Here is a 14,422-nt window from a genome sequence, read left to right on the forward strand (position 1 = left end):
AGCGGACCCTGCGACAGCTCCCGGCGGGAATCAAGCGGCGCGGGCAGGGCGCAACGCAAAGCCGCCGGCGACATGTGTCACCGGCGGCTCGATTCTTCCCGCAAGGAAGACGGCGCTACAGCGCGGCGGCGGTCTCTTCCATCCAGGCGCGGTGGCGACGCTCGTCGGCGAGCGCCTTGGCGAAGAACGCACGCGACTTCTCGATCGCATCGGGATGGGAGGCGGCCCGCTCGTAGGCGGTGACGGTGTCGTCCTCGTTGGTCTTCATCGCCTTGAGGATGGCGCCGTCACCCATGAGGTTGGCGAGCGCGATCTTGCCGGTGGTCAGCATCTGCTTCATGTCGCCTTCGAGCGGCGCCTCGGCGCCGGTCTCGGCGGCGATTTCGTTGAGCACGTCGAGATGCTGGAGATGGTCCTGCCGGAAGGCCGCGACCTGCTGGCTGAGCGCCGGGTCGGACAGCTTTTCGATGGTGGATTCGTAGGCGGCGATCGCGTCCCGCTCGAGCAGGATGAGGTCGCGGACGAGACCCTTGATCTCGACCTCGTTTCCGACGGTGGTGGCCATGGGAAAGCTCCCTTCGTTCCGTTGATGGTTGCCAGGAAAAGTCGGCCGGCCGGGGAGCCGTTCCCGAATCGGGGTGGGTGTTTTCGGTCACGGCGAAAGGTCGGTGCCTGTCAGACGCCGAACTTGTCCCGTATCTTCTTGGTCAGCGACTGGCGCACGTCGGCGTAATCAGCCCATGGATCCGGCTCATCCAGCCGGGCGATGACGGCGTTGATGTCGAAGCCGTTGACCACGCTCAGCGTCGCCAGCTCGTCCCAGGTCACGGGCGTGGCCACCGGCGCGCCCTCGCGGGAGCGGCTGGAATAGGGGGCGATCGCCGTCGAGCCGCGTTCGTTGCGCAGCCAGTCGATGAAGATCCGGCCCTTGCGCTTGGCCTTCGACATGGTGGCGACGAAGCGGTCCGGCTCGTCCTCGGCCTGGCGTACGGCGAAGGCCTTGGCGAAGGCCTTGACCTCCTCCCAGCCCTGCCGCCGGTCGAGCGGCACCACGACATGGACGCCCTTGCCGCCGGTGACCATGGCGAAGCTTTTCAGCCCCAGCGCCTCCAGCCGGTCGCGCAGGTCGAAGCTCGCCGCCTTCACGTCCTCGAAGTCGAGGCCCTCGTCCGGGTCGAGGTCGAAGATCAGCCGGTCGGGCTTTTCCAGCCGGTCGTTGCGCGAGCCCCAGATGTGGAACTCCAGCGTGTTCATCTGCACGGCGCCGACGAGGCCGGCGGCATCAGTGACGGTCAGGTAATGCTCGGTGCCGCCATCCTTCTCGGGGATCGGCACGGTCTTCACGGCTTCGGGAAACCCGCCGGTGTCGTGCTTCTGGAAGAAGCAGCGCTTCTGGCCGCCCTGCGGGCAACGCACCAGCGACAGCGGCCGGCCGCCGGCATGGGCGAGCATGCGGTCCGCGACCTTCTCGTAATAGAGCGCGAGGTCGCCCTTGGTGACGCCCTGGCCGGCAAAGACGACGCGTTCGGGATGGGTGAGGCGGACGCCGGCGACATTGTCGGGCGCCTGACCGAGCTCGGCCGGCGCGGCTTTCGCCGCATCCTCGCCGGCACGACGTCTGGCGGAAGCGGCCTTGCCCTCGCGCTGCGGGTTCTCATCGACCACGTCGCCGGCCTCCTTGTCCTCGCGCAAGCCCTTGAAGACGCCGTGGCGGATCGAGCCGTCGGCGGTGATCTCGGCGAACTCGACCTCTGCGACCAGCACCGGCTCGACGAAGCGCGAGCCGCGCCGGACGTCAGTCGGCAGGGTCGTGAAGGGCGAGGTCATGCGCTTGTGCGCCGCGAAGCGCTCGGCAAGATCCGCCATGTTGGCCTCGTCGAAGCCTGTCCCAACGCGGCCGCGATAGGTGAGCTTGCCGTCCTCCATCACGCCGAGCAGGATCGAGGCGAACGGCCGGCCGCGCTTGTCGGAGGGGCGGAAGCCGCCGATGACGAATTCCTGCCGCCGCGAGCACTTGACCTTCAGCCAGCCGCGGGTGCGGCCCGAGCGATAGGGCGCATCGGCGCGCTTGGCGATGATGCCCTCGTGGCCGGCCCGGCAGATCTTGTCGTGCACCGCCGGCCCGTTGCCGGTGACGTGGTCGCTGTAGAGCAGCGTCTCGGAGCCGGTGCGCTCAATGAGGTCGCGCAGCATCGCCTTGCGCTCGGTGAGCGGGCGGCTCCGCAGATCCTCGCCGTCGAGCGTCAGCAGGTCGAAGCAGAAGCAGGCGAGGGGGCCGCCGTCGGAGAGGTTGTTCTGGAGGGTCGAGAAGTCCGTACCGCCATTGTCGTCGAAGGCGACGATCTCGCCGTCGATCAGCGCGTTGCGGCAATCGAGGGTGCGGGCGGCCTCGGCGATCGGCGCGAAGCGGTCGGTCCAGTCCTTCTCGTTGCGGGTGAAGCAGCGGACCTCGCCGCCACCGGCGGCGATCATCACCCGGTAGCCGTCGTATTTCATCTCGTGCAGCCAGTCGCGCCCGTCCGGCGCCTCGTCGACCAGCGTCGCCAGCTGCGGCGCGACGAAGCGCGGCAGCGGCAGGGGCTTGCCGGCCGGCTTCTTCTTCTTCGAGGCGGCGGCGGATTTCGTCGGCTTTTCGGCGGCCGCAGCCTTCGGAGCGGTGGCTTTCCTGCGCCCCTTCGCGGCAGGCTTGGGCGCCGGCTCTGCCGCGTCATCGTCCCGTGCATTGTCCCAGACATCGACGCCCTTGGCGATCGCCGCCATGGTGCGGCCGGTCTTGATGCTGGTCTCGTCGCTGAGGAGGTTGCGGCGGCGGTCGACCGCGTCGTCCTTCTCCTTGATCAGCAGCCAGTTCTCGCGCTTCTCGCCCGGGCGCGGCTTCATCCGGATCAGCGCCCAGTTGCCACGCAACCGCTCGCCCATCACGTGCATCTTGAGATTGCCCTTGGCGAGGCCCTCGTCGGCATCCTCCAGCGGCTCCCACGTGCCCTGGTCCCAGAGCATGACGGTGCCACCGCCATATTCGCCCTTCGGGATGGTCCCCTCGAAGGTGCCGTAGCCCATCGGGTGGTCTTCGGTGCGCACGGCAAGGCGCTTGTCGGCGGGGTCGAGGCTGGGGCCTTTCGTGACCGCCCAGCTCTTCAGGACGCCTTCCCACTCGATGCGGAAGTCGTAATGCAGCCGTGTCGCGTCATGCTTCTGGATGCAGAAGAACAGCCCGTCGGCCGCCTTGGCGGCAGCCTCCGAACCCGACGGCTCCTTCGTCTTCGAAAAATCCCGCTTCTGGCGATAGGTATCCAGAAGCGCGTCGCTGCGGCCTGCCATGGCCGACCTCAGGCGCTCTTGCGGCGAGGCGGGGCGCTCCTGGTGGCCGGCGCCTTTTTGGCCTTGGCGGGCTCGGCGGCCTTCGCCTTCGCGGCTGCCGCAGCAGGCTTGCGCCGCGCACCGCCGGCCTCCTTGCCGGCACCTCCGCCGCTGCCGCCCTCGAGGCTCTGCTTCAGCGCCGCCATCAGGTCGACGACATTGCCCTTGGTGCGCGGTGCCGGCTCGTCGTCGTCGATCGACAGCGTCGCCTTGCCGCCCTTCTTGCGCTTCTCGGCGATCAGCGCCTTCAGCGCCTCGATATAGTGGTTCTTGTAGGTCTTGGCCTCGAACTTTGCGGTCTTCTTCTCGATCAGCTGGGTCGCGACGGCAAGCAGGTCCTCCTCGGCGCCATCGTCGGAAATCTCGGCGAAGAGCGGCGCGGATTTGCGGATCTCGTCCTCGTAATGCAGCGTGCTCAGCAAGAGGCCGGAGCCGCAGGGGCGCAGCGCCACCAGATATTCCTTGCCGCGCAGCGCCAGCTGGCCGAGCCCGGTCTTGTGCGACTGGCGCAGCGCGTCGCGGATGACCCGGAAGGCGTCCTCGGCGAGATCGTCCTGCGGCACGACGTAATAGGGCTTGTCGAAATACAGCGGCGGGATCGCGTTGGAATCGACGAACTGCACCAACTCGAGCGTCTTCTTGGTCTCCAGCTTGACGTTCTCGATCTCCTCGTCGGTGAGGAGCACGTATTCGTCCTTGCTGACCTCGTAGCCCTTGACGATCTCGTCCTTGTCGACCGGGCCGATGCCCTCGACCACCTTCTCGTACTGGATGCGCTTGCCGGACTTCTCGTGGATCTGCCGGAAGGCGATCGAGGCGCCGGAGGTGGTGGCCGAATACATCTCGACGGGGATGGACACGAGGGAAAGCCGGATCTGGCCTTTCCAGACGGGACGAGGCGCCATTCTTCAACTCCAGACACAGTGACTGCCGCAACGTGACTCAACGGCCTTGCCGCGGACTCGTTCCGGTTGCGTGACGGGCTTTGAGACGCTTGGTAAAGAGGGGCCAAAACCGGTTGATAAGGCGGGCGCGCGCGCTCCGAAGCTTGCGATTTTCGGGGGGAGGGCCCAGCACGGGCAAGGCCCCGGCGACGCAACCAGCGGATCAGGAACCGACGACCCCATCGTGATCAGGATTCTCCATACGGGCGACTGGCAGATCGGCAAGCCGTTCGGCGGCTTCGAGCCCGACCGGCGCGGCGAATTGCGCGCCGAGCGCTTCGCCGTGGTCGGACGGATCGCGGCGCTGGCGGCTTCGCGCGGCTGCGACGCCGTGCTGGTCGCAGGCGACGCCTTCGACGACAACATGGTGAGCGACCGCGAGATCCAGCGCACGCTCGACGCGATGGCGGCGTTTCGGGGCCCGTGGGTAATGCTGCCGGGCAATCACGACGCGGCGCTCGGCGTCAGCCTGTGGACGCGGCTGAAGCAGCGCGCCGACGCGGCGCGGGTCATCGTCGCCGACCGGCCGGAGCCGATCCTCCTCGAAGACCAGGGCATCGCCATCCTGCCGGCGCCGCTGACCCGCCGGCACGAGGGCGCCGACCTCACCGCCTGGTTCGACCATGCCGAGACCCCCGCCGGGCTGGCGCGGATCGGCCTCGCCCACGGCTCGGTGCAGAACCGCCTGCCGGAGGCGGCCGAGGCCGGCAATCCGATCGCCGACGACCGGGCGGCGCGCGCCCGGCTCGACTATCTGGCGCTCGGCGACTGGCACGGCTTCGTCGAGATCGCGCCGAAGACGGTCTATGCCGGCACGCCGGAGCCGGACCGCTATCCGGCCAATGCGCCGGGCCACGTTGCGATCGTCGAGGTCGACGGTCCGGGCGCTGCGCCGCGCATCGAGAAGGTGCGCACGGCGCGCTTCGACTGGCGCTCGCTGGCGCTGCGGCTGGATGGCGGGGTGGAAGCGGTGGACGAGGCGCTGTCGGCGCTCGCGCAGCCCGGCGAGACGGTGCTCGAACTCGTGCTCTCCGGCAGCCTGTCGCTGCGCGAGCGGGTGCGGCTGGAGGAGACGCTGGCGCTCTGGCGGGCCAAGCTCTTCGACCTGAGGCTGGTGGATGCGGCGCTGATCGACGCGCCGGACGACGAGGATCTCGACCGCATCGACGTCGGCGGCTTCGTGCGCGTCGCGATCGAGCGGCTGCGGGCGCGGGCCGCCGATCCTGCCGATCCCGATCGCGCCGCGGCGGCGCTGGCGCTGCGGCTCGCCTATGTCGAACACCGCCGACTGGGAGAACGCTGAGATGTATCTGCGCTCTCTCAAGCTCACCGATTTCGCCGGCATCAGCTCCGCCGAGCTGACGCTGTTCGAGCCGGGGCTGAACGTCATCGTCGGCGACAACGAAGCCGGCAAGTCGACGCTGCTGACGGCGCTGCGCGCGGCGTTCTTCCAGCGCCACCGCGCCACCGGCGAGGCGGTCAAGGCGCTGGCGCCCTATCAGCGCCAGGCCCGGCCGGAAATCCATGTCGACTTCAAGCTGGCGGACACCGTGTATTCGCTTCGCAAGGCGTTCCTGCAGCGGCCGGAGGCGGAGCTGACCTGGCCGGGCGGCAGCCTGACCGGTGACGCGGTCGAGGAGCGGCTCGCCGAACTCTTCCGCTTCGCCCATCCCGGCCGCGGCGAGTCCAAGCTGGATTCGCACCAGGGCGCCTTCGGCCTGTTGTGGGTGGAGCAGGGGCGCTCGAACACCGGCGGGCTCGACATCGGCGTCGGCAAGGACGCGGTGACCGCTTCGCTCGAGGGCGAGGTCGGGCAGATCCTCGGCGGCGAACGCGGCCGGGCGATGATCGGCGCGGCCAAGACGCTGCACGACCGGTTCTTCACCGACACCGGCCGGGTGGCGCAGGCCTCGCCCGTCCGCCAGGCCGAGCAGCTCCTGGAAGAGCTGCGCGCCGACCTCGCCGTCAAGGCGGCGGCGCGCACCGATTTCGAGGAGAAGCTGCAGCGGCTCGACGGGCGCCGGGCAACGCTGCGCTCCTACGAGCGGGACGAGGCCTTGGCCAAGGCAGAGGCGGCGCTGGAGGCCGCCGAGGAGCGCGCCCGCCAGACGGTGGGGCTGGAAGGCGCGATGCGCGAGGCGACGCGCGATCTGCAGCATTCGCTGGCCCGCCGCGACGGCGTCGCCGAACGCCTGAAGCAGCGCGACCAGCTGGCCGCTTCCGCCGCGGCGGCGCAGCAGGCGTCAGAGGTGGCGGCAGCTGCTCTTCTGGAGACTCGCGCCGCACGCGAGGGCGAGCAGGCGGCGATCGCCGCGGCCGAGGCGGAAGCAGCGGCAGCCAGGATTGCGGCCGAAACCGCGGAAGCGGCGGACGACGCGCTCCGAGCGAGCCTCGAGCGCGCCCGGATGGCAACCGAGGCCGAAGCGATGGGCCGACGGCTGCGGGACGCCGGCGAGATCGAGACGCGGCTGGCCGCCCTGCAGGCAGAATCCGCCGGTCCCGCGATCGACGCCGCCGCGATCAAGGCGCTGGAGGCCGCCGAGCGCAAATGCCGCGACGCGACGATCCGACTGTCGGTGACGGCGCCGGTGCTGGTCTTCGCGCCTTCCGGGGATCGCACGGTGCGCGATGCCACCGGCGCGGTCATCGCGGCCGGGACGCCGCACCGCGTCACGGGCCACGAGCGCTTCGACCTCGATGGTTTCGGCAGCCTCACCGTTGAGCCCGGCGGTGACGCCGCGACGCTGCGCCGCGAATGTGATGCCGCCGAGGCCGCGCTCGCCGCGCTGCTCGACCGACTTGGCGTCGTCTCTATAGAGGAATCGCGGGCGCGCGCGGGCGCGGCCGAAAATCGGCGGATCGAGACGGCGACGCTGAAGGCGCAGGCCGCGGCGCTTCTGCCGGAGGGGCGGGCGGCAGCCGAGGCGGCGCTTGCCGACCTTTCCGCCATGCTTGCGGCATTGCCGGCGCCGGCGCCGGACGGACCGTCGCCGAGCCCCGCCGACCAGGCCACCGCCCGCGCCGCCCGCAACGCCGCGCGCACGAGGCTGGAGACGGCGACCGCGACGCTCGAGCGAATGCGTCGCGCGGCCAGCGACGGGCTGGCGACGATCGCCCGCGCCGAAGCCGACGAGGCGCATCGACGCGCCGAAGCCGACCGGCTGCGCCGCGACGTCGCCGAAGCCGAGGCGGTGCGCCCGCGTACGGCGCTGGCCGAGGATCTGGCGGCGGCCGAGCTCGACCGCGCGGCGAAGGCGGCCGTGCTGGAGCGGCGGCAGCGCGACCTTGCCGCCGCCGACCCGGCGACGGTGCAGCTGACGCTGGAAGCGCGGCGCAAGGCACTCGCCGAGATCCGCCGCACCGTCGCAGCGCTGAAGGAGGAGACGTTGCGGCTGGAAGGCGAGCTCGAGGCGACCGGCGCGACGGCTCTCGGCGAGGACGTCGCCCGGCTGGAGGGTGAGATCGGCGCGGTCGAATCGCGACTCGCCCGGCTGCGGATCGAGGCGGCAGCCGCCGCCATGCTGCACGCGACGCTGATCGCTGCCCGGCGCGAGGCGCGCGAGCACTGGCTCGGGCCGATCAAGACGCAGGTGACGCCCTACCTGAAGCTGATCCACCCGGGTGCGGCGATCGAGCTCGACGATTCGACGCTGGAGATTCGCAGCCTGCACCGCGCCGGGGTCGAGGAAGACTTCAAGCGACTGTCCGCCGGCGCGCGCGAGCAGGTGGCGGTGGTGACCCGCCTGGCGCTGGCGCAGGTGCTGAAGAAGGGCGGGCATCCGACCGCCGTCATTCTCGACGATGCGCTGGTCAATACCGACGAGAAACGGCTGGAGCGCATGCACCTGGTGCTGCGGCTGGCGTCGGAGACGCTGCAGATCATCGTGCTGACCTGCCGGGAGCGGGATTTCCGCGATCTCGGCGCCCCGATCCAGCGGCTCTAGGCAAAAGCGGCAAAAGCCGGCGAAACCTGCCTCGAATCGCCCGTTTCCCGCCCCAATCGCTCCAGCTCACGCTCCGGCACGGCTCGCGAGGCCGGCCCAAGGGCTGCCGAGACCCCCCGGATTCCCGAATGGTTAACGAGGCGTGAAGGCAAAAGTGGCTTCGTTGCAACAGGGGTGTGTCCAAAGGACCCCACGGGCCCCATTGTGGCATTTAGGAGATTGCGCCAAATCCGCTGCCGGGTAATGTCGCGTCAGAAAGAACGCAGGGCAACGCGCTTCGGACTTTCGAACAGGGGATGGGGCAGGGAAGGCTGTCCTTCATACAAGGCCCAACCCTAACCTATAAATTGACTGGAGGTCAGGACATGAACATTAAGAGCCTTCTTCTCGGCTCCGCTGCGGCCCTCGTCGCAGTTACCGGCGCCCGCGCTGCGGACGTCATCGTTCCGGTTGCACCGGAGCCCACCGACTATGTGCGCGTCTGCGACGTGTACGGCAGCGGCTTCTTCTACATCCCCGGCACCGAAACCTGCATGAAGATCGGTGGCTACGTCCGCTTCAAGTACATCGTTGCCGACAACACGTTCGCACTGAACGACGAAGGCGACGACTACAACGCCTACAGCCGCGTCCGCGTCCGTCTGAACTTCGACGTTCGTGAAGAGACCGAACTCGGCACCCTGCGCGGCTTCGCCCGCGTCCAGGCCGAGAACACCTCGGGCACGTCCGACGCGCCTTACGCCATGGACCAGGGCTACATCCAGCTCGGTGGCCTCACCATGGGTTACCTCGACACGCTCTGGACCGAAGGCGACGGCCTGCTGACCGACACCGACCTCCCGGTCGGCGACATCCAGGTCAACCGCATCTCCTACACCTACGCTGCTGACGGCTTCTCGGCCGCTCTGTCGCTCGAAGACGACGACACGGGCGATTTCGCTCCGGACGTCGTTGCCCGTCTCGCCTATGACGGCGGCTGGGGCTCGATCTACATCGCCGGTTCGTACGACGAGAACGTCGATCTGACGCAGAACACCGCCTTCGGCTTCTACGACATCACCGAAGACGAGTTCCTCTTCGAAGGCGCCTTCGGCCTCATCGACGACAACGAAGATGCGTTCGCCATCAAGGGCGGCCTCTCGCTCAAGGACCTGATCGCCGCCGACTCCGAGCTGAAGTTCGAGGGTAGCTACGCCTTCGATCCGTCCGGTTACTCGACGATCGGTCTCTTCAACGATCCGTCCATCAACTCCAGCTACACCGACTTCGTCGGCGATCTGCCGGTTGAGTGGCAGGTTGGCGCCGGTTACGCCCAGGCGTTCGGCAAGCTCGGCATCGCGGTCTCCGGTATCTACGGCGAGACCTTCGAAGTCGGCGGCGGCGAGTTCATCGGTACGGACTTCGTCACGACGAACCTCGGTTCGGGTGAATACTACAAGCTCGTCGGTAACGTCGGCTACGAGATCACCAACAACTTCGATGTCCTGGGCGAAGTGTCCTACACCGACATCGACTTCGATGGCGACTCCGTCGACCAGACGGCTGGCTTCATCCAGTTCGTTCGCTCCTTCTAATCGATCGAGCCTCCAGTCTGAGAGAAGCCCGGCGCTCGCGCCGGGCTTCTTTCGTTTGGGCAGGCGTCTGGCCGGCATGCAGCCGGTGACGCATTGTTCCTCCGCGCTTGACCAATGGCCGTTTCCTGTCTCCGATAAGGGATTTTAGGCCTCCTGATCGACCTCCTTCCGTTCCCGCTGGTCGCCTTCGCGGCCGGCTGTCCGTTCGGCCGCCTGGCCTGAACGAAATTCCGCCCGGCCCGGACAGGGCGGTTGCCTCGCGCGCGCCCATCCCTAGCTTTCGGCTTGTGCGGTCGGCCCAGCGGAGGTGTTTATGCTGTCGTTTTTCGGAAAGGTCTTTCTGCTGCTCGGCGCGGCGTTCGGCCTTGGCGCGGTCGCGGGGAAGCGTGCGCGGAGCGACGAAGCCGCATCGAAGCCGTCGCCAGAGCCACGGCGAGAAGCGCCCGCCCATTCCTTGCCGGCAACCGTCGCCGCGACAGGCGCAAAGCCGGATAGCGTTCTCACCGCCGGGCCGACGCCGCCTCTATCGGAAGAGCCGGACGTGACTGTTCCGGCGCCGCAGGCGCCCGGTGCGACCGCCCCTGCACCGAGCGCCGGAGCGGTCGCCAAGCCACATCCCGGCCAGCGCGAGGACCCGCTGGCGGCCAAGCACCGCGCCGCCGCCTTCGATCGCGATTTCCGCACGCTCGACTACCGCGCTTTGTCGAAGGACGAGGCCGCCCGCGAGAAGGAGCGGCGCGCGCGCCAGCATTCGAGCTGGCAGGCGAAGGACCCGGCATCCCACGCACCGTCGCCACCGCTGCAGAACGCCCAGTTCTCGCAGTTCGGCGGCAGTTTCGTCTCGGCCGAGATCATCCGGGGCCGCAGCACCGAGCGGGTGCCCGACCTGATGCCGACCCTGCCGGGTGGCGATACCGCCCCGCCGCCGGCGCCGGCCACAGCGCCCCGGCGTACGCTGGCCGGCCCCGATCCGCGCGGCCCGACGCCGAAGCGCGAGCAGCGAAAGCATCTGCCCGAAGATCCGCTGGCCGCCAAGCACCGGGCGGCGCCGTTCGACAAGGATTTTCGTACGCTGGACTACCGCAAGCTGGGCTCGGCCGCCTCAGCCGCGTCGCCGCCTCTGCCCAAGGCGGCCGCGGACGCCGCGGCAGGCGAGGACATGGCGGGCGGGGGTGATGTTGCCGATGAGCGAGCAGTATTCCGTATCGCCGGCGCTGCCGGCACGGTCCCCGCCGTCGACGTGGAAGCGCCCGCAGCGACTGACGAGGCGAGCGCGTCGCACCCGTCGGGCCCCGACGAAGCCGTGCTGGCAGAGGAAGCGCTGATCCGCGAGCCCGACCGGCTCGAGGCGCCGCGGGCCGACACGCCCGACGATCTCACCCGCATCGACGGCATCGGCCCAAGTCTGGAACGCCTGCTGTTCGAGAACGGCATCTATCACTACGACCAGATCGCCCGCTGGGGTGCCGGTGAGGGCCACTGGTTCGAGGCGAAAAGCGGCTTTCCCGGCCGCATCGCCCGCGAGCGCTGGGTCGAGCAGGCGCAGGCGCTGGTCGACGACCGCGCCACGCCGCGTAGGGTGATGTAGCGGGCGCTGGCGTCATCCGGGAGGAAAGATTTGCCACGGACGGTGCGGACGGTTTGCCGCTCCCAGAGCGGATCGCGTTTTCCCTCTGACGAAGCGGCAGCTTCAGCACCGAGGAATGGGTCCTCGGGTCAAGCCCGAGGATGACGCCGCTGAGGGGGGCGGCGTGGTCATCAACGTCATGGCTGGGCTGCCGGTGCAGGAGGCTCCATCACACGGCGCGGGACGGTTTGCCGTTCCCGCCCTCACGGCGTCATCCTCGGGCTTGACCCGGGGACCCATGCCAAGTCGCCGAAACTGCCGGGTCCGTGGCGGGGAGGTGACTTCGTGGAAGAAGCGGCCGGATCGCCGGCGGGGTGGGCGTCTTTCCTCCGACAGAGTGGCGGCGCCGACGGCGAGGAATGGGTCCTCGGGTCAAGCCGAGGATGACGCCGCTGAGAGGGAGGGGTTGACCGCCGACGCTGTGACGTCACCGAGCGGGAGGTGTGATCGCCGACGCTGTGACGCCGAGGGGGAACAACATCATTGCAGACGCCGTGAGCGGCTCTTCCGCTCAGCGCCCCCCGGCGCCCTCGTAACGGCCTCCCAGACCTTACCCCGTGCGGCCGAGGCGCAGGTCCTTTTCGATGTCGAAGCCGGCACCGAGGCGCATCTTGTAGACCTGGTAGTTCTCCATCACCCGCTGCACGTAGCCGCGCGTTTCGGTGAAGGGGATGCGCTCGACCCAGTCGATCACCTGGTCCAGCGACTTGCCGCGCGGGTCGCCGAAGCGCTCGATCCATTCGCGGGCGCGGCGGGGACCGGCGTTGTAGGCAACGAACGTCAGCACGTACGAGCCGTCGAAGGCGGCGATCTGTTCGCCGAGGAAATGCGCGCCGAGCGCGGCGTTGTAGCCGGGATCGCTGGTGAGCCGCGCCGGCGAATAGCCGACGCCGGTCCGGGCGGCGACCGCCTTGGCGGTCCCGGGCATCAGCTGCAGCAGGCCGAGCGCGCCGGCGGGGGATTTCGCCGCCGGGTTGAAGGCGCTTTCCTGCCGGGCAATGGCGTAGGCCAGCGCCTTGCCGGACGCCGAGATGTTGGCGCTCGCGGGGATGACGCCGATCGGGAAGGCGAGGGCCGGCGCGTCGATGCCGCGCCAATAGGCCTTCTTGCCGACTTCCAGCACCAGATGGTGGTCGCCGCGCCGCTCGGCCATCACCGACAGCAGCGCCAGTTCGCCCGGGCTGGTCAGCTCGTCGGCGAGCGAACGATAGAGCCCGTCGGCGCGCCAGCTGGAGCCGATCTGCTCGAGCCGCTTGATCGCCCGCACCGCTTCGCGCTGCTCGAAGCGCTGGCGATCGGCCGCGCTGGCGCTGGGGAACTGGATCGCGCCGGGTCGCCGGCCGAGCTTGGCCGCGGCGAGCTGGCCGTAATAGGTGGCGCTGTACTGGGCAGCCTTGGCATAGGACGCGGCGGCATTGCCTGGCCCACCGGCCTCGGCGGCGCGGGCGAGCCAGTAATGGCCGCGCGAGACCGACAGCGGCCGGGTCGAGGAGTCGAGGATCCTGGCGAAATGCGCGGCGGCCGTGCGCGGGTCGTTAAGGAAGCGCAGCGCGATCCAGCCGGCGTGGAATTCCGCCTCCGCCGCCTCGGTCGCGCTCTCGGCCGAATGCGCGGCCGCGACGCGGTAGGCGAGCTGGTTCTTGCCGAGATCGAGGAGGTCGCGCGCGACGATGCGGCGATCGTTCCACCAGGCATCGGGATCGACGAGGGTTGCCGCATCGCGCGGCGCGCGCATCAGGATCTCGGCGGCCTCGTCGATCTTGTTGGACTTGCGATAACGCTCGACCAGCGCGTGCTGGTAGCCGGGATCGGCGCGCTGCGCCTGCGGCACGGCGGCCAGCAGCTTGGCGGCATTGCCTTCCCCGCGGATGACGGCGGCGCGGGCGGCGTAGAGCTGTTTGGCGCCGGCGAGATCGGCGACGCGCCCGGCGTCGCCGACGCGGCGAGCATAGAGCAGCTTGTCCATCCGGAACTTGTGGTCGGCGCGGGTGAGCAGCGTTCCGAAGGTCTTCAGCACCGCGCGTTCGGTCGATTCGTCGAGCCGCTCCTCGCGCCAGACCTTGGCGATCAGCTGCTTGGCGCGGCCCGCCTCGCCGGCGGCGATATAGGCGCGTGCCAAAGCCATCGCGCCCTCGGGGCTCTCCGGCTGGCTCGCCTGGAACGCCGCGATGACCTCGCGCGCCGGTGGCTCCTCGCGGTAGAGCGCCTGCTCGCTGTTGACCCGCAGCGTCTTCATGCCCGGCCAGCCCTCGAGCTGGCGGGCGGCGAGCGCGATCTCGGCGGCCGGCACGCCCTTGCCGCCGCGCAGGGCGATCGCCCAGGTCAGGATGCTGCGGTCGAGCGAGCCCGGCATCATGCCTTCGCGGATGCCGCGCGCCTTCGTCGGGTTGCCGTCCGACAGCGCCTGCAGGCCGTCCTTCAGCTCGCCGCGGATCGGGCTGACGGCGCCGACGCGCGGCGCCATCGCGGCGATCGACGCGGTGAAGGCGCTGGCATTGGCCGGCACGGCGGCCGTCGTTGTCGGACGCAGAACCGGATTGGGTACCGTGACCGTCCGGCCGAAGCGCCACGGATCGACATTGACGCCGGTTTCGGCCGGGCTCGCTGCGATGCTGCCAACATGGCCCGGGCGGGTCGCGGGCGTCGGGCCGAGCAGCGGCAGCGCCAGGTCGTTGGCGACGGACTGCCCGGGCAGCATGGTGATCGCGAGCGCACCAAGCAGAAGACGGCGCGCGTTGGTACTGGCGGTCATGGCAAACCTTTCGGACAGTCTCGTCTTGGCGCGTCCGGCAAAGATCCGGCCCGCTTGCCGGCGGGAATGGTTTGCAAATCTCTCACGAGCGCGATTAAAGCCCCGTTACCGCGCCCCGTCGAGAGGCGCCGGGGGACGGCGAGCCGTCTGTTCTTGTTTCGCTATCGCCGCTTCACTAAGGTGCCGCGCTGCCCGGTGGATGCCGGGAGCGCCACCGGCCG

General features: G+C 69.4%; 8 protein-coding genes. 4 read left to right on the forward strand and 4 right to left on the reverse strand.

Going from position 1 to position 14,422, the window contains the following annotated elements:
* Nucleotides 1–115: 115 nt before the first annotated feature.
* From GTW51_RS07915 to ku, 3 genes are all read right to left on the reverse strand, one after another.
* A complete protein-coding gene (locus GTW51_RS07915) occupies nucleotides 116–565 on the reverse strand; it encodes a DUF2383 domain-containing protein (protein WP_163043379.1) in 450 nt (149 codons plus the stop codon).
* 110 nt (nucleotides 566–675) lie between these two features.
* On the reverse strand, nucleotides 676–3,321 hold the full coding sequence (gene ligD / locus GTW51_RS07920; protein ID WP_163043380.1) for a DNA ligase D: 2,646 nt from the start codon (nucleotides 3,319–3,321) through the stop codon (nucleotides 676–678).
* Between the two features lie 8 nt (nucleotides 3,322–3,329).
* Nucleotides 3,330–4,265, reverse strand: coding sequence for a non-homologous end joining protein Ku (gene ku, locus GTW51_RS07925; RefSeq protein ID WP_163043381.1), 936 nt, complete (start codon nucleotides 4,263–4,265; stop codon nucleotides 3,330–3,332).
* Between the two features lie 223 nt (nucleotides 4,266–4,488).
* Here ku and GTW51_RS07930 point away from each other — a divergent pair, with 223 nt between their 5' ends.
* The 4 genes from GTW51_RS07930 (at nucleotide 4,489) to GTW51_RS07945 (ending at nucleotide 11,410) form a co-directional block, all read left to right on the forward strand.
* A complete protein-coding gene (locus tag GTW51_RS07930) occupies nucleotides 4,489–5,607 on the forward strand; it encodes a metallophosphoesterase family protein (RefSeq protein WP_343033961.1) in 1,119 nt (372 codons plus the stop codon).
* Nucleotide 5,608: 1 nt separating this feature from the next.
* Nucleotides 5,609–8,248, forward strand: a complete 2,640-nt coding sequence (locus GTW51_RS07935; RefSeq protein WP_203565964.1) for an AAA family ATPase — start codon at nucleotides 5,609–5,611, stop codon at nucleotides 8,246–8,248.
* A gap of 365 nt (nucleotides 8,249–8,613) precedes the next feature.
* Nucleotides 8,614–9,822, forward strand: a complete 1,209-nt coding sequence (locus GTW51_RS07940) for a porin (RefSeq protein WP_163043383.1) — start codon at nucleotides 8,614–8,616, stop codon at nucleotides 9,820–9,822.
* A 313-nt stretch (nucleotides 9,823–10,135) separates the two neighbouring features.
* Nucleotides 10,136–11,410, forward strand: coding sequence for a hypothetical protein (locus tag GTW51_RS07945; protein WP_163043384.1), 1,275 nt, complete (start codon nucleotides 10,136–10,138; stop codon nucleotides 11,408–11,410).
* 589 nt (nucleotides 11,411–11,999) lie between these two features.
* Here GTW51_RS07945 and GTW51_RS07950 read toward each other — a convergent pair.
* Complete coding sequence (locus GTW51_RS07950; protein WP_163043385.1) at nucleotides 12,000–14,201, reverse strand: lytic transglycosylase domain-containing protein; 2,202 nt, start codon at nucleotides 14,199–14,201, stop codon at nucleotides 12,000–12,002.
* Between the last annotated feature and the right edge of the window lie 221 nt (nucleotides 14,202–14,422).

The sequence above is a fragment of the Aurantimonas aggregata genome (assembly GCF_010500835.1).
Classification (GTDB): domain Bacteria; phylum Pseudomonadota; class Alphaproteobacteria; order Rhizobiales; family Rhizobiaceae; genus Aurantimonas; species Aurantimonas aggregata.